Annotated in this window: 13 protein-coding genes; all 13 read right to left on the bottom strand. The window is 57.9% G+C overall.

All coding sequences use genetic code 11. The features are described 5' to 3' along the window. Positions 1-49: 49 nt before the first annotated feature. The 13 genes from DOLE_RS08035 to DOLE_RS07970 all read right to left on the bottom strand — a co-directional run bounded on the left by DOLE_RS08035 (position 50) and on the right by DOLE_RS07970 (position 15,224). Positions 50-970 carry a SufB/SufD family protein gene (locus tag DOLE_RS08035; RefSeq protein ID WP_012174982.1) on the bottom strand — a complete coding sequence of 307 codons (921 nt, stop codon included), beginning with the start codon at positions 968-970 and terminating at the stop codon, positions 50-52. Then, positions 954-1,733, bottom strand: coding sequence for an ABC transporter ATP-binding protein (locus DOLE_RS08030; protein ID WP_208596994.1), 780 nt, complete (start codon positions 1,731-1,733; stop codon positions 954-956). Before DOLE_RS08030 ends, DOLE_RS08035 begins: the two co-directional genes overlap by 17 nt. Before the next feature lie 183 nt (positions 1,734-1,916). Then, complete coding sequence (locus tag DOLE_RS08025; RefSeq protein WP_012174980.1) at positions 1,917-2,564, bottom strand: hypothetical protein; 648 nt, start codon at positions 2,562-2,564, stop codon at positions 1,917-1,919. A gap of 203 nt (positions 2,565-2,767) precedes the next feature. Beyond that, positions 2,768-3,394, bottom strand: coding sequence for a hypothetical protein (locus DOLE_RS08020; RefSeq protein ID WP_012174979.1), 627 nt, complete (start codon positions 3,392-3,394; stop codon positions 2,768-2,770). A 244-nt stretch (positions 3,395-3,638) separates the two neighbouring features. Further along, the gene (locus tag DOLE_RS08010) at positions 3,639-4,256 is read right to left on the bottom strand and encodes a metallophosphoesterase family protein (protein WP_012174978.1); all 618 of its coding nucleotides are present in this window, start codon (positions 4,254-4,256) and stop codon (positions 3,639-3,641) included. Beyond that, positions 4,253-5,008, bottom strand: coding sequence for a succinate dehydrogenase/fumarate reductase iron-sulfur subunit (locus DOLE_RS08005; RefSeq protein WP_012174977.1), 756 nt, complete (start codon positions 5,006-5,008; stop codon positions 4,253-4,255). The genes DOLE_RS08010 and DOLE_RS08005 overlap by 4 nt, the downstream gene beginning before the upstream one ends. After that, on the bottom strand, positions 5,008-6,921 hold the full coding sequence (locus tag DOLE_RS08000; RefSeq protein ID WP_012174976.1) for a fumarate reductase/succinate dehydrogenase flavoprotein subunit: 1,914 nt from the start codon (positions 6,919-6,921) through the stop codon (positions 5,008-5,010). The genes DOLE_RS08005 and DOLE_RS08000 overlap by 1 nt, the downstream gene beginning before the upstream one ends. Before the next feature lie 21 nt (positions 6,922-6,942). After that, complete coding sequence (locus DOLE_RS07995) at positions 6,943-7,581, bottom strand: succinate dehydrogenase cytochrome b subunit (protein ID WP_012174975.1); 639 nt, start codon at positions 7,579-7,581, stop codon at positions 6,943-6,945. Further along, positions 7,581-8,729 carry a CaiB/BaiF CoA transferase family protein gene (locus DOLE_RS07990; protein WP_012174974.1) on the bottom strand — a complete coding sequence of 383 codons (1,149 nt, stop codon included), beginning with the start codon at positions 8,727-8,729 and terminating at the stop codon, positions 7,581-7,583. Before DOLE_RS07990 ends, DOLE_RS07995 begins: the two co-directional genes overlap by 1 nt. Positions 8,730-8,860: 131 nt before the next feature. After that, on the bottom strand, positions 8,861-10,006 hold the full coding sequence (locus DOLE_RS07985) for an acyl-CoA dehydrogenase family protein (protein WP_012174973.1): 1,146 nt from the start codon (positions 10,004-10,006) through the stop codon (positions 8,861-8,863). A 19-nt stretch (positions 10,007-10,025) separates the two neighbouring features. Then, a complete protein-coding gene (locus DOLE_RS07980) occupies positions 10,026-11,180 on the bottom strand; it encodes an acyl-CoA dehydrogenase family protein (protein WP_012174972.1) in 1,155 nt (384 codons plus the stop codon). Between the two features lie 75 nt (positions 11,181-11,255). Next, on the bottom strand, positions 11,256-12,470 hold the full coding sequence (locus DOLE_RS07975; protein WP_012174971.1) for an acetyl-CoA acetyltransferase: 1,215 nt from the start codon (positions 12,468-12,470) through the stop codon (positions 11,256-11,258). 12 nt (positions 12,471-12,482) lie between these two features. After that, the gene (locus DOLE_RS07970; RefSeq protein WP_012174970.1) at positions 12,483-15,224 is read right to left on the bottom strand and encodes an SDR family NAD(P)-dependent oxidoreductase; all 2,742 of its coding nucleotides are present in this window, start codon (positions 15,222-15,224) and stop codon (positions 12,483-12,485) included. Positions 15,225-15,253: the final 29 nt, after the last annotated feature.

Here is a 15,253-nt window from a genome sequence, read left to right as displayed (position 1 = left end):
GAGTGGGAATCACTCAGGCCTCTCTTGTTATTCAAATCGGAATCGGTTTTTATTTCAGGAACCCCTTGAGTATCGTGTCCTCGGCTTCCTTTTCCGAAAGCCCCAGCGACATGAGCTTTAAAAGCTGCTGGGATTCAAGCCGTCCGATGGCCGCCTCGTGAACGAGCTGCGCGTGTTCGCAAAAAGCCCCGATTTTCGGCGTCGATATCACCACGGCATTGTCCATGATGATGGCGTCGCACTGGATATGCCCGCGGCACCGGCTGTAGCCGTCCAGATTGAACAAAAATTCCTGCCGGGAATTTCCCCGTGCCACCGAGCGCGATATCACCTGGGCCGAGGCATCCTCGCCGTTGATACGGATATCAATGCCCGAGGCCGCTTTCTGCGAAAAATCCGTGAGCAGCCGTTCCGTGACGACAAGCTTTGCCCGGTCGGCCAGGGTGATTTCGGTGTCGCGCCGGGTGTCATCCACGCCCATGATCTGCACGAGTTCCAGCTCGACCACGGCGCCATCCTCCGCGTGAATAACGGTTTTGGGGTTGAGCACGCGCTTGCCCGTGCCCGGGCCCTCTCCATAGTGCTTTTCAACGTAGCGGATCCGCGCGCCCTTGCGAATAAAGAATTCGTGTACGCCGTCGTGCTGCTCCGTTTCGCCGCCCGCGTTATGGATGCCGCAACCCGCCACAATCAGCACGTCCGCGTCTTCACCTATTTCAAACGTGTTGTATACCACATCCTTCATGCCCTCGGCGGAAAGAATAACGGGGATGTGGACGCTCTCGCCTTTTGTTCCGGGCTTCACAAGAATGTCGATGCCCGGTTTATCCTTTTTCGTCACAATGTCGATGTTGGCGGTAGTGTTGCGCTGAACGCCCTCTCCGTTGCGACGGATGTTATAAGCGCCTTTGGGCACATCGTGCAGGTCGGCGACCTTTTCCAGCAGTTGTTTGTCAAGCGCACTCAACATGAGCCTCTCCTCTCTTTCCGCAGCTTTGCCGGCAGCGGCAGTTCGCTTCTGAATTATTGGACGTGAGGATTATGTCACGCGGCACGGGAGCGAGACGCCCCTCCTTTATGAGCAGTATATCATCGGCCAGCTCCAGAATGCGCTCCTGATGGGATATGATCACGATGGTGGTGTCGGATTTCCCGTGCATCTCGCGGAACGTATCGGCCAGCTTCTGAAAACTCCACAGGTCGATGCCCGCTTCCGGCTCATCGAACACCGCAAGCCTCAGGCGGCGGGCCAGCACCGTCGCGATTTCGATACGCTTGGCCTCACCGCCCGAAAGGGTGGCGTCGGCATCCCGCTCCAGGTACTCCTGCGCGCACAGCCCCACGCTGTAAAGCATGTCACAGATGCCCGCCTTGTTTCTGCTGCCGTCGGCGAGCTTGATCAGCTCCCGCACCTTGATGCCCTTGAAACGGGGCGGGTGCTGAAAGGCATAGCCGATGCCGAGCCCGGCCCGCTGGGTGATGTCCATATCCGTAATATCCTGCCCGTCAAGCAGTATCCGTCCCGCCGTGGGCTGCTGCAGCCCCATAATGATACGGGCCAGCGACGACTTGCCGCTGCCGTTCGGGCCTGTAACAGCATAAATTTTTCTGTTCTGCAATGTGACGCTGACGCCGTCCAGTACCGCACGGCCATCGTCCAGACGCAGGGTGATGTCCTTGAGCTCCAGCATTTTTTGTTTCTCCTTTTTTACCGCACCACAATTCAGTCCCATTCAGATCAACTGACTAGCCCGGATATTGCACGAGTTTATTCGGCCGCAGGTGCACGGCGCGGGACAAAATATTTCGGGGGTAACCCCCTGTGAATGTTTTCAAACATTATAGCATCCGGATAAAATGTCAAGGACATGGGCTTCCGGTCGGGCCCGGATTTTCTCAGGGGAGTTGGCGTGATTCTACCTTCTTGTATTTTCCGGCCAGGGGATGTCCGGCCCTGTCCAAGGGCCGGGCGGGCCGATAAGAACAAAGGGCATGGGGTTGTATTTGCCAAAGGTGACGGTAAGCCTGCCAATGCCCAGATAGAGCCGGTCATTGACCTTTCGCACCTCGTCGGTCATGGTGCTGGTGAAAAAAGTATTATAATCTCTGTAACGAAGCTGGAATGAGGGCCGGCCGTCAAACACCGACGTGACCATGGAAGTTCTGTTTAGCATGATCCGGGCCAGGCGCCGGGGCGAGTTTGTCCGGAAAAAGGATTTAAAAACGCTTACCAGTTTCATAAAAGCGGCCGCATAGTAGTTTTCATAAAGGATCGTCTGGTCCGTGATAAATGTATTGTACCCGTGGCCGTGGGCCTCGCCCAGGGGCTCAAACGCCTTGTGTTGCCAGTCTCCCCACGTGAAATGAAGATAAAGCCGGGCCAGAATCCGGTTGATAATATACCCGCTGTCCAGCAGCATGGCCCGGTATTCCCCGCGCATCTCCCCCATATCCGGCGCGTCAAGCTGATAAAAAAGCGCCATCAACTGTTTCCGGGTCATGCCAATCAGATCTTCAAAAGTATAATCAGCCAGATACTTACCCATAAAATTTTCAGCCACCATATCCTGCCCCTCCTCTCAGAACAGGTCATCGAAATCGGGATCGGGATCGCTATCGAAATCGAAAACCGCCACCCCTCTTAACCTTTCTCTTGCTCGTAATCATACTCGTGATCGTGATCTTTTCCGGCTCATCGAGGCTGTATCTCACCACGAAGATCACGAAGGAAAGGAGGCACACGAAGTTTAAGTATCTCTCATTCCCCTCAAATCGCCCTTGTCATCTGGAACTCGATCCGGTCCTTGCCCACCCGGCGGTGGCGCCACATGCGGTTGCCCATGCCGTGGATGGCGGAGATCGAATCGATCAGCCCTTCAGTGGCCCAGGCCAGCTCGTCGGGATAGCCTTCGGCCCCTTCCACAACGATCAGGTAACGGTCGTTGTGGGCCGGGTCCACAATGGTGGACCACTGGGTAAAGTTGAGCAGGCTTCGGCTCAGGGTGACCAGGAGCTTTAAGTCCCGGCCGAAATTTTTAAAGCGTTCTTCGGATGACACTCCCTGCTGAAGCTGAACCTTGGCCCGGTTGGCGTAGTCCATCTGCTGGTAGAGACCGGCGTCGATCAGGGCTTTGCCCCGGTCCGCGCCGCGCCTGAAAAGATACTCGTTGCTGCCCCGGCCCAGAATATCTCGCACCAGCCGGGAGCAGCGGGCATAAAACTGCACGTCATACCAGCCTGAGACCATGATCCCGGAATCAAGAATGGCAAGATCTTCGGGCGTGAGGCGGCGCTCCACCTCGGCCTGTGAAACTTTGCCGTCGGTAATCAGTTTGCGGACATCCGTGGCCAGCTCGGAGATAAGACTTCCCTTCATGGATGGTGTTGCGGGCATGGCAGGCTCCTTTTTGTATCCGGTTGAAGGTGGGTTGGGATGTGACGTTATTGATAGCAAGAGCGGCCGGGAGTGTCAATACGGTTTCACAGCAGCGTTATTGAAAGCGTTTTTTGAAAAAGACTGCTTCGCTTCGCTCGCAATGACCTTCAGACGGACGCAACGTATTGCGCCCCTGTTTTTGTTGAACAGTTGATTGAATAGCCGGGCCCATCAGAAACAGGCTGCCCTTCGACTGGCAGGGTCAGGAACAGGCGATGGACCGGATCCACCCATCTTCCGGTTGCCATACCATACACAGGCCGTCCACCAGGGCGCCGCAGGTGACCACGCAGGGCAGCCGGTCGACAAGATGGAGCTGCTGGTCCGGGGCAATCGCCTCGGTAAGGATTTTCCCTTTTTCCTGCCACAGCAGCTGGGGGGTGTGGCTGTGGCCCCGGAACAGCAGGCCGTGGGGGTAGCAATTGAAAAAGGCCCGTGCTTCGGCGGTTTCCATTGTGCGGACCATGGCCGACAGGCCCAGCTCTTTTTCAAAGGGCAGGGAGTGGGCAAACAGTGCCCCGAAAAAGGTGCGCACCAGCGGCAGCCGGCCCATGTACAGGGCCGTGGCATCACTGACCACCGGGCTCTCCTGCCCCGCGTAATTGACGGAAACCGTGTGCTCGTTGTTGCCCTTGATTGCCAGCACATCGTGATCGCGCAGCAGGGCCACGCAGGCTTCCGTGGTCTGTGGATAGGCGGAGTCGCAGATATCGCCCAGGTGAAACAGGGGCTCACAGCCCAGGGCGCGAAGCGCGGCAATGCCGGCGACCATGGACTTCACGTCTCCATGACTGTCGGCCATGATGCCGATCAGGTTCATTCTGCTAAAAGCCCGGCCTTGATAAACTCACGGTTCATGCGGGCAATGTTGACAATGGAAATATTCTTTGGACACCGGGCCTCACACTCCCGCTCGTTGGAACAGTTGCCAAACCCCAGGCTGTCGTGGGCCTTTAACATGGCCCGAACCCGCTGTCCGGCTTCGGGCCGGCCCTGGGGCAGCAGGGCCAGCTGGGAGATCTTGGCACCCACAAAGAGCATGGCCGCGCCGTTGGGACAGGACGCCACGCAGGCCCCACACCCGATACAGGAGGCCGCGTCCATGGCCTTTTCCGCCGCCTCCTGGGAGATGGGAATGGCGTTACCGTCCGGGGCACCGCCGGTGTTCACGGAAATATAGCCCCCCTCCTGAATGATCCTGTCAAAGGCGCTGCGGTCCACCACCAGGTCTTTTACCACTTTGAAGGCCCGGGATCGCCACGGTTCGATCACCACGGTGTCGCCATCGGAAAAGTGGCGCATGTGAAGCTGGCAGAGCGTGGTGCCCTTTTCATGGCCGTGGGCAAAGCCGCCGACCACGGCGCCGCACATGCCGCAGATCCCTTCCCTGCAGTCATGGTCAAAGGCGATGGGCTCTTTGCCGGCCAGGGCCAGTTCCTCGTTGACCACGTCCATCATTTCAAGAAACGACATGTCCGTGGAAATATCCCTGGCCGTGTATGTTTCAAACCCGCCTTTGCTGTCGCCGTTTTCCTGGCGCCATACCTTCAAGGTCAGATTGATGCGGTCCATTATTTGTAACTCCTCTGGGTCAGTTTGACGTTTTCAAACACAAGGGGCTCCTTGTGAAACACAGGGCCTTTATCCTGGCCGGCATATTCCCACACCGATACGTGGCAGTTGTTTTCATCGTCCCGCCGGGCCTCGTTCTCCTCAGTCTGAAAGGCCTCGTTCAGGTGGCACCCGCACGACTCCCGCCGGGCCAGGGCATCGTCGATCATCAGGCCGGCAAACTCGAAAAAGTCGGTCACCCGGCCGGCCTTTTCCAGGGACTGGTTCAGATCGGCCCCGCTGCCGGGAACCGTGACGTCCTCATAAAACTCCTGCTTCAACGTGGCCACCATCTCTTTGGCTTTTGCCAGGCCTTCGTCGTTTCTGGCCATGCCGCAGTGGTCCCACAGGATGTTTCCCAGGTTCCTGTGAAAATCGTCCACCGTGCGACGGCCCTTGATGGACAACAGCCGGTCGACCTGACCGGCACACTGGGTTACGGATTCCTTGAAAGCCACGTGGCCGGTGGTGATTTTCTCCAGCGGCGTGCCGGCAAGATACCCGCCGATGGTGTAGGGAATCACAAAATAGCCGTCGGCCAGCCCCTGCATCAGGGCGCTGGCGCCCAGCCGGTTGGCGCCGTGATCGGAAAAATTGGCCTCGCCCAGCACGAACAGGCCGGGCAGGTTGCTCATGAGGTTGTAGTCCACCCACAGCCCGCCCATGGTGTAGTGCACGGCCGGGTAGATCATCATGGGGGTTTTATAAGGATTTTCGCCGGTGATCTTTTCGTACATGGCAAACAGGTTGCCGTACTTTTTCTCAATGGCCTTTTCCCCGTCCCGCTTTATGGCATCGGCAAAATCCAGGTAAACGGCCAGGCCGGTGGAGCCCACGCCCTTGCCCTGGTCGCACTGCTCCTTGGCATTACGGGAGGCCACGTCCCTTGGCACCAGGTTGCCGAAGCTGGGATACTTGTTTTCCAGGTAGTAGTCCCGCTCGTTTTCCGGAATCTCGTGAGGGGCCCGCCGGTCCCCGGGTTTTTTGGGTACCCACACCCGGCCATCGTTTCTCAGGCTTTCGCTCATCAGGGTGAGCTTGGACTGGTAGGTGCCGTGGACCGGGATGCAGGTGGGATGAATCTGCACAAAACAGGGATTGGCAAAACAGGCCCCTTTTTTGTAAGCCCGAAAGGCGGCGGTGACGTTGCTGGACATGGCGTTGGTGGAAAGGTAAAACACGTTACCGTAACCGCCGGAGGCCAGTACAACGGCATCGGCGGCATGGGATTCAATCTCGCCGGTAATCAGGTTGCGCACCGTGATGCCCCGGGCCTTACCGTCGGCCATTACCAGGTCAAGCATCTCGCGGCGGGGGAACATGGTCACCTTGCCGGCCTTGATCTGGCGCGCCAGGGCGCCGTAGGCCCCCAGCAGCAGCTGCTGGCCGGTCTGGCCCTTGGCGTAAAAGGTGCGCGACACCTGTGCCCCGCCAAAGGAGCGGTTGGCCAGCAGGCCCCCGTAATCCCGGGCAAAGGGAACCCCCTGGGCCACGCACTGATCGATGATGTTGACGCTGAGCTGGGCCAGGCGGTAGACATTGGCTTCCCGGGCACGAAAGTCGCCGCCCTTGATGGTGTCGTAAAAGAGCCGCCACACGCTGTCCCCGTCGTTCTGGTAATTCTTGGCCGCGTTGATACCGCCCTGGGCCGCGATGCTGTGGGCCCGCCGGGGACTGTCCTGAATACAGAAGGTCTTTACGTTATACCCCAGCTCGGCCAGGGATGCCGAAGCCGCGCCACCGGCCAGGCCGGTGCCCACCACGATGACGGTGAACTTGCGCTTGTTGGCCGGGTTGACCAGCTTCAACTCAAACCGGTGACGGTCCCACTTTTCCGCAAGCGGTCCGGCGGGTATGTGCGCGTCAAGGTGCATAAAAATCCTCTTTCTTGTTTTTTATGATAACCACAGATAAATCGGAATGGAACCAAACCCCACGGCCACAAAAACGGCAAACCCCATGCCGATCTTCTCAATCACCGGCATGTAGGCTGGATGGTTGGCGCCGAAGGTCTGAAAAAGGCTCCAGAAGCCGTGGCTGATGTGCAGGCCCACCAGGAGCACGGCGGCGCTGTACAGTAGCGCCACGCCGGGAGAGGCAAAGGCGTCGGTCATGATCTGGAATACGGTCCGCGTGGAATGGTCGGCAAAGTGGAACCCGATCAGGTGATAGATCACAAAGGCCAGAATGACAAAGCCGGTGTAAGGCATGGTGGCCGAGCCCCAGGTGCGGCCCCCGGACCGCCGGGACACGGCATAGCGCACCGGCCGGGCCCGCAGGTTGCCGATAAAAAGAAGAATGCCGGTGGTCACATGGACCAGGGCCAGGGCCAGCAGGCCGATTTCCGCCACGTGAATCAGCACCCCCAGGGAGTGCAGGTGCTCGACGTAGCTGTTGAAAAAAGCGGGGCCGCCGTACACCGACAGGTTGCCGGCCAGGTGAACCGCCAGAAAACCGCAGAAACAGAACCCGGTGAGCGCCATCAGCAGCTTCTTGCCGATGGAACTGCCCAGGGTTTGGAGCATCACATGCATCAGACCACTCCGTCTTTAAAAAAGGTTTCGATTTGTTCTTTTGTATATCCCAGTTCGCCCAGCACGGCAACCGTGCTCTGGCCGAAACTGTCCGGCACGGTACGCACGCTGCCCGGCGTGTCGGAAAGCTTGACCGGCACCCCGATGGTTTTGGCTTTGCGGGCATCCGGATCACCGCTGTCCACCACCATTTCTCTGTGGGCAAAAAAAGGATCGTCCAGCACTTCGGCCACGGACTGGACCGGAGCCCAGCAGCAGTCCACACCGGCCAGATCGGTTTTCCATTGGTCCAGGGTTTTGGCCCGGAAGATGTCTCTTAGGGTGTCGATGATCTCCTGCCGCCGTGGCTCATCATACTGCAGGGGAATAAAGGCATCAAGGCCCAGGTGGGCGCAGAGGTTTTTCCAGAACCGGTGCTCCAGTGCCCCGATGGAGATGTGGCGGCCGTCCTTTGTTTCATAGGTGTTGTAAAAGGCGTACCGGTGAGACAGAAGGGCGTTGGCCCGCTCCGGAAAGACACCGATGGCATGGTGCATGAACAGGGCTGTGGGAAGAAAGGCCAGCATGGAATCGGTCATGGAGATGTCGATGTACTGGCCCTTGCCGGTTGTCTGCCGGGCCACCAGGGCCAGCAGAATGCCGATGGCCGCGCTCATGCCGCCGCCGGCGATATCGGCGAACTGCACCCCGGGAATAGCGGGCGGCCTGTCCTTGTCACCGATCAGGTCCAGCACGCCGCACAGGGCCAGATAGTTTACGTCATGACCGCTTCTGTCCCGGTATTCACCGGTCTGGCCGTAGCCGGAAATTGAGCAGTAAACGATTTTAGGGTTTTTTTCGGCCACGGTTTTGTAATCCACGCCCAGCTTTTCCACCACGCCGGGCCGGAAGCCCTCCACCACCACGTCAGCGTCTTTGACCAGATCAAAGAATATCTTTTTCCCCTGTTCGCTTTTCAGGTTTAACGTGATGTGTTCCTTGTTCCGGTTGACGGTGTTTAAAAACAGGCCGTCTGCCAGAAAGCGCCGGTCCTCGATGGCAATGACCCGGGCCCCGTGATCGGCCAGGATCATGGTGCAGTAAGGGCCGGGCAACAGCCGTGAAAGATCGATCACCTTGATGCCGGTCAGGGAGCCGTTGGCAAGCATGGAAGAATCCTTTCCTCATTCATTAATGTATCGGGATCGAAATCGCTATCGCTATCGGGATCGAGGTTGACGTTTATCGATTTCGATCCCGATCCCGATAGCGATTTCGATGATAAAACAGGTACGCCGGCTTACAGGCCCGACATCTTCCCCACCACCAGCTTCATGATCTCGTTGGTGCCGGCAAAAATCGGCAGCACCCGCAGGTCCCGCCAGCCCCTCAGAATCAGGCTCCGTTCGGCCGTGGCCTCCTCGCCGATCAGGTCCAGCACCTGGTTGGAGATCGTCTGGGTCAGGTCGGTGTGCCAGTACTTGGCCATGCAGGTCTCCCGAACCACGTTCTTTCCTTCCATGTGGTCGGCCACCAGCTTTTCCATAAACACCCGTCCGATATGGGCCTCGGTCATCATCTCCACCAGCTGGAAGTTGACGGCCTGGTGTTTTGAGTAGGGCTTGCCCGTGGTGTCCTTGGTGCCCTTGCAGTACCCCACCACGGCCTCCATCATGATCTCCACGGCAAACTGGGCCATGACCGCGCAGATCAGCCGCTCCTGCTGAAGCTTTTCCATGAGCATGACAAACCCCATGTTCTTTTCGCCCAGCAGGTTTTTCCTGGGGATGCGGCAGTTGGTGAAAAACAGCTCGGCCGTGTCCTGGCTGTGGAAGCCCATCTTCTCCAGGTGCCGGCCCCGGGTAAAACCGGGGGTGCCGTCTTCCACAATGTAAAGGGAAACCGCCTGGTGGGGGTTTTCCGCGGCCGGGTCCTTTGCCGCCACCACCACCAGGTCGGCGTTGATGCCGTTGGTGATAAAGGTCTTGGACCCGTTGAGCACTACCTCGTCGCCCTCTTCCACCGCGATGGTGGTCATGGCGGCAACGTCACTGCCGGCATCCGGTTCGGTCATGGCCACAGCCGTGATGATGTCGCCGGACGTGCACCCGGGAATGTATTTTTTCTTGATCTCCTCCGAGCCGTAGGAAACGATGTAGGGCACCACGATGTCGCTGTGCAGGGGCGCGGCCAGCCCGGTGTGGTTGGTCCGGGCCAGCTCTTCGGCCACGATCACCGAATAGAGAAAATCCAGGCCGTGGCCACCGTATTCAGCCGGCGCGTTGGTACACAAAAACCCTCCGGCACCCATGGCCTTCCAGGCGCTTTTGGGCACGATATGGCTTGCCTCCCACTCCTCGACATGGGGGGTGATCTCTTTTTCACAGAATGCGCGGAGCCGCTTGCGGAACGCTTCATGGGCTTCCGTATAATGCAGTATATCCATAATGTCCTCCACCCGTGCGTTATTTTATTTTACCGACAATGGTTTCCGCGATCACATCTTTCTGGACACCCACGGCACCGCAGAAAAGGTCAATAAACTTGGCGTCCCGGTAAAAATGTTCCACTTCATACTCGGTCATGAACCCGTAACCGCCGTACAGCTGGATCGCCTCGTAGGCCACATCCACGGCCGCTTTGGCCGCCGTCATCTTGGCCATTGCGGACAGCCCCGCATCCAGCTTGCCCTGGTCAAAGGTCCAGGCGGCCCGGTAGACAAAGGTGCGCGCGCACTCGATCTGCGTCGCCATGGTGGCCACCTTGTGCCAGGTGATATGAAACTCAACAAGCTTCTTGCCGAACTGCTCCCGCTGTTTGATGTAAGCTAGGGCCTTTTCATAGGCCCCCTGGGCGATGCCTACGGCCAGGGCTGCCAGTACCACCCGCAGCTCGTTAAAATAGGCGTTCACCTGGACAAACCCCTTGCCTTCCGAACCCAGCAGCGCGTCGGCCCCGACCTTGACACTGTCAAAGGTCACGTCCGCGGCAGACAGCATGTTGCAGCTCATGCGGCGTCCAGCATCCTGGCAGGAGATTCCCGGCAGGCCGGCGTCCACCACGAACATGCTCAGCCGCCCGTCCGGCGCGGGGGCCGCGTCATCGGTGCGGCAGAGCACCACGTAAAACCCGGCCGTGCCACCGTTTAGCACCAGGGACTTGGCACCGCTGATCACCCAGCCATCGGCCTCTTTACGGGCCGTGGTCTGAACGGTGCGCAGATCAAATCCCTGACCCGCTTCCAGGAATGCCGCCGCGGAAAAGGCTTTTCCTTCCGCCACGACCGGCAAATATTTTTCCTTCTGGGCCTCACTCCCGAAGCGGAGAATACATTCAGCGCCGTAGCCCGTGAGCATCAGGGCCAGCCCCAGAGTGGAATCCTTTCGGCACAGCTCCTCGCCGATCAGGCAGTTTTCAAACAGGCCCAGGTCGGCACCCGCGTATTTTTCAGGAAAATGGATGCCGATAAACCCCAGGTCGCACGCCGCGGCCAGCACTTCGGCCGGATAGGCGCGCTCCTTTTCCAGATCAAGCCCCATATCCTTGTCGAACTCGCCTTTGACAAAATCCCGGACGGCCTTTTGAATCTCCTTCTGGGATTTGGTGAGTGTAAAATCCATGGTCCCTCGCGCAATTGAAGTTGATGGCCGGCAAGCAGGGGCGGCACCGGGCCGCCCCTGTTCGTCGTTGTCTGCCTATTCGCCGTATTTGCCAATAATGGAGATGGCGCAGATGTTCTGGAACGGAAAACCGCCCAGGTTATGGGTCAACCCGATTTTAGGATTGTCCAGCTGGCGCTTGTCCGCCCGGCCCAAAAGCTGCAGGTACATTTCATAGAGCATCCGCAGACCGGACGCGCCAATGGGATGACCGAAACATTTCAGACCGCCGTCGATCTGGCAGGGCACTTCACCGTCCCGGTCATAGACGCCATTCAAGGAATCCTTCCAGGCCTGGCCCCGTTCTGAAATATGCAGATCCTCATAGGTAACCAGCTCGGTGATGGAAAAGCAGTCATGGACCTCCATCATGCTGATCTCTTTTCTGGGGTCTTGGATACCGGCTTCCTTATAGGCCCGGGTACTGCATACGGAAGTGGTCATAAAGTGCTCACCGTCCCATTCATTGTAGCCCACTTCCTGGCCACTGCTGAGGGCGACCTGAAGTGCCTTGACGCTGATGATCTCGGCTTTTTTCCTGCCCATCTTTTTGGCGATTTCCGGTGTGGTGACAATGGCACAGGCCGAACCGTCACTCACGCCGCAGCAGTCAAAAAGTCCCAGGGGATGGGCGATGATCGGCGAATTCATCACCTGCTCCTCGGTCACCGCCTTCTGGAGGTGGGCCTTGGGATTCAGGGCGCCGTTGGCGTGGCTTTTCACCGACACGTGGGCAATGGCCCGCTTCAGGTCCCGGTCCGATACCTTGTACTTGGCGGCATAGGCACTGGCCAGCTGGGCGAAACAGCCCGGCGCTGAAATATTCGGCCACCATTGCCAGGTCAGGGTGCCGGCGCCGGAGCCCGGGTTGGGCAGTCCGCCGTAACCGGTATCCTTGAGTTTTTCCAGCCCCTGGGCCAGGCAGATGTCATAGGCCCCGGACGCCACGGCATAGCAGGCCCCGCGAAAGGCCTCGGTGCCGGTGGCGCAGTAGTTTTCCACCCGGGTCACCGGAATCATAGGCAGCCGCAGGGTGGTTGACAGCGGCATGCCGGTTTTACCGACATTTATTTCTTCCAGGCAGGTGCCGAACCAGGCGGCTTCAATATCCTTTTTTTCAAGGCCGGAATCCGCCAGGCACTCTTCAAACGCCTCAACGAGCAGATCTTCACCATTCGCATCCCAGCGTTCTCCGAACTTGGTGCAGCCCATGCCGATGATTGCTACCTTGTCTCTGATACCTGTAGCCATCTTCACCCTCCATTATTTTAAGGTAAACAGCTTTTCAATCAGCTGAGATTTCATGATATCGCCCTCGATCTTCAAATCCCCGGAAGAGTATGCCTTCATGGGATTGAGCTTGCCGGTCACCATCTTGACGAAGTTATCGTCCGCCATCTTGATGGTACAGGTGGGCTTTTTCGCCGTGCCTTTTTTCACCTGGCATTTCTGGTCTTTGACCGTGACGTTCCAGTCGCCTCCGGTGGGACCGGAAATGCTGTACTGGAAGACCACATTTACACCGGCCGCGGCTTCCGGCTTGAAGACGCCGGGCATCATATCAAAAACCACCTGGGGGGTGACGTCTCCTGCATCACCGGCCGGCTGGGCTTTTTCAGCGCCGCCGGACGCCTGGGGGCCTGACAGCAGATCCATCATGGCGGTATTCAGGTCGGACAGTTCTTTCGCGCCTTCCAGGCTGTTGATGGCATCCCAGTTTTTATGAATATCCTCCGGCGTGGGCAGCTTATCATTATCGCCGATCTGAACGGTGTTGCCGGTCATTATGGCGGCCCGGTTGTAATATCCCATGCCGGCATTAAAGATATTGCCGGTGGGCTCGCACTCCTCGCTGGCCAGGTAGGTGACCAGGGGTACCACATACTCCGGTTTCATTTTCTCGAAAATTTCCGGGGGCATGATGTCTTCGGTCAGCCGGGAAGCGGCCAGGGGAGCGACAGTATTGACCTTGATATTGTATTTGCCCCCTTCCAGCTTAAGGGTATTCATGAAACCGACCAGGGCCATCTTGGCCGAGGAGTAGTTTGTCTGCCCGAAGTTGCCGTAAAGACCGGCAGCGGACGTGGTCATGATGATACGGCCGAAACCCTTTTCCTTCATAATGGCAAAGGCCGGCCGGGTGACGTTATAGGCACCGGTAAGATGGACCGCCAGAACAGCGTCCCAGTTTTCCGGTTCCATCTTGAGAAAGCTCTTGTCCCTGAGGATACCGGCGTTATTGACGACAATATCCACGGTACCAAAGGCCTTGACCGCGGCCTTGATAATATTTTCACCGCCTTTGGCTGTTGCCACGTTGTCGTAATTGGCAATCGCCTCACCCCCCAGGTCCTGGATCTCCTTGACCACCACTTCAGCCGGTGACTTTGATCCTTTACCCGAACCATCACGGGAGCCGCCCAGGTCGTTGACCACCACCTTGGCGCCGCGCCGGGCGAATTCCAGGGCATAGGCCCGGCCCAGGCCGCCGCCGGCACCGGTAATGACCGCCACCCGGCCGTCCATGGTAAGCTTGTCCACTTCGTCCACGGCAGCACCGGCAATGGGCTTGGCCTTCCAGAAATAGGACGAAAATTTGCGTTCCGGATCGACCACCCGCCGACGGAAAACCATTTCCACCGGCAGGCCGACCTTGACATCGTCAATGCTGCAATCCGTAAAATCCGCCATCATGCGGCCGCCGTTGTCAAATTGAACCATACCGTAAATATTGGGCGGATCCACACTGACCGACAGCATATCCCCGGTAAATGTCTTGACCCGGGCCGGCTGGCCGGCAAACTCATAATCATCCTGACTGTGCATGGCCTCGCAGTGAGGGTTAACGCAGACCTTGGACTTGGGGAACTGCGGCGTACCACACTCACGGCACTTGCCGCCCACCAGGCCAAGCAACATTTTCCGGTTGCGATACAGGGCCGTCAACGCCGTCTGCAGCGGCGCCTCCGCTCGAATGCCCATATCCGGTTCGATCAACTGACGGAAAACCAGGAACTTGGCATAATTATCAATGGAGAGCTTGTTCTCAAGAGTGCCGTGGGCGCCATCCCTGGGCGCAAGGGTGGCAATGTTTTTGGTTACCTTGAAACAGAGGGCGTCACACCCCTGGCCAAAACCGGCCACGACAATAATTTCACCGGGCTTGGCGTCATCCAGTGCCGCGGCCAGCATCAGCAGGGCATGGGCCGCGCCGGTATCACCGCAGACCTCGTGCAGCGGATCAGTGACCCTGGACGGATCAATGCCGCACAGCTTGGCGATTTTTTTCCGGTCCTTGGCGAAAAAGCAGGGAAACACAAACTTGTCGACCTTATCGCCGGTCATTCCGATTTTCTCGAACAGGCCGTTGACCGCTTCGGGAATGATCTTGGAAAAGCCTTCATCCCTTACCCATCGCTCTTCCCAGAAATAGTCAAAGCGACGGCCTTTTCCCTTATAATGATCCACAAAATCACGGGTCAACGAAAATGATCCTTTGTATTCCGCGATCACGTCTTTGGAGCCGATGGTTACACTGGCGGCACCGTCGCCATACCACATTTCATAAAAATAGGCGGGCTTGGTTTCCCGGGCATCGGTACCGATGACCATCACATTGTTTTTTTCCTTGCTCTTGACCGATTCCACGGCGTGAATCAGCGCAGAGGTGCCGGCCCGCTGGGAAGAAGTGAAGTCGGCGGTGGCGATATGTTCGCTTAAGTTCAACGCCGTCGATACAATGCCGGCGTTCTGGCGATCCATAAACGGAAGGCTGGTTGACGCCAGGTACAGGCCGTCGATCTGCTGTTTATCATATTCCGTCAAGCAATCCCGTCCCGCGCCGACCGCCATGGTAATCGGATCCTCATCCCAGTTACACATGGACCGTTCACCCTGGGCGACCATCATGATCGCCGGGGCAAACCATCCCATGGTCTGGAAAATGGAGCTGCGGCTCAGTCTGTAACGCGGAACAAATGCGCCATAAGAAGTAATGCCAATCATTTTATATGTCTCCTTATCTTGTTTCCGGT

The sequence above is a fragment of the Desulfosudis oleivorans Hxd3 genome (genome assembly GCF_000018405.1).
Lineage (GTDB): Bacteria > Desulfobacterota > Desulfobacteria > Desulfobacterales > Desulfosudaceae > Desulfosudis > Desulfosudis oleivorans.
The sequence above is the reverse complement of the archived record's forward strand: the minus strand, read 5'-3'. Positions and strand labels throughout refer to the sequence as shown.

Bases quoted from the DNA above. Each gene is read 5' to 3' on its own strand.
- DOLE_RS07970 (WP_012174970.1), bottom strand. From the start codon at position 15,224: ATGATTGGCATTACTTCTTATGGCGCATTTGTTCCGCGTTACAGACTG.
- DOLE_RS08000 (WP_012174976.1), bottom strand. From the start codon at position 6,921: ATGCACCTTGACGCGCACATACCCGCCGGACCGCTTGCGGAAAAGTGG.
- DOLE_RS08025 (WP_012174980.1), bottom strand. From the start codon at position 2,564: ATGGTGGCTGAAAATTTTATGGGTAAGTATCTGGCTGATTATACTTTT.
- DOLE_RS07975 (WP_012174971.1), bottom strand. From the start codon at position 12,470: ATGGCTACAGGTATCAGAGACAAGGTAGCAATCATCGGCATGGGCTGC.
- DOLE_RS08030 (WP_208596994.1), bottom strand. From the start codon at position 1,733: ATGGGACTGAATTGTGGTGCGGTAAAAAAGGAGAAACAAAAAATGCTG.
- DOLE_RS07990 (WP_012174974.1), bottom strand. From the start codon at position 8,729: ATGCTTGCCAACGGCTCCCTGACCGGCATCAAGGTGATCGATCTTTCA.
- DOLE_RS08005 (WP_012174977.1), bottom strand. From the start codon at position 5,008: ATGGACCGCATCAATCTGACCTTGAAGGTATGGCGCCAGGAAAACGGC.
- DOLE_RS08020 (WP_012174979.1), bottom strand. From the start codon at position 3,394: ATGCCCGCAACACCATCCATGAAGGGAAGTCTTATCTCCGAGCTGGCC.
- DOLE_RS08010 (WP_012174978.1), bottom strand. From the start codon at position 4,256: ATGAACCTGATCGGCATCATGGCCGACAGTCATGGAGACGTGAAGTCC.
- DOLE_RS07985 (WP_012174973.1), bottom strand. From the start codon at position 10,006: ATGGATATACTGCATTATACGGAAGCCCATGAAGCGTTCCGCAAGCGG.
- DOLE_RS07980 (WP_012174972.1), bottom strand. From the start codon at position 11,180: ATGGATTTTACACTCACCAAATCCCAGAAGGAGATTCAAAAGGCCGTC.
- DOLE_RS08035 (WP_012174982.1), bottom strand. From the start codon at position 970: ATGTTGAGTGCGCTTGACAAACAACTGCTGGAAAAGGTCGCCGACCTG.
- DOLE_RS07995 (WP_012174975.1), bottom strand. From the start codon at position 7,581: ATGCATGTGATGCTCCAAACCCTGGGCAGTTCCATCGGCAAGAAGCTG.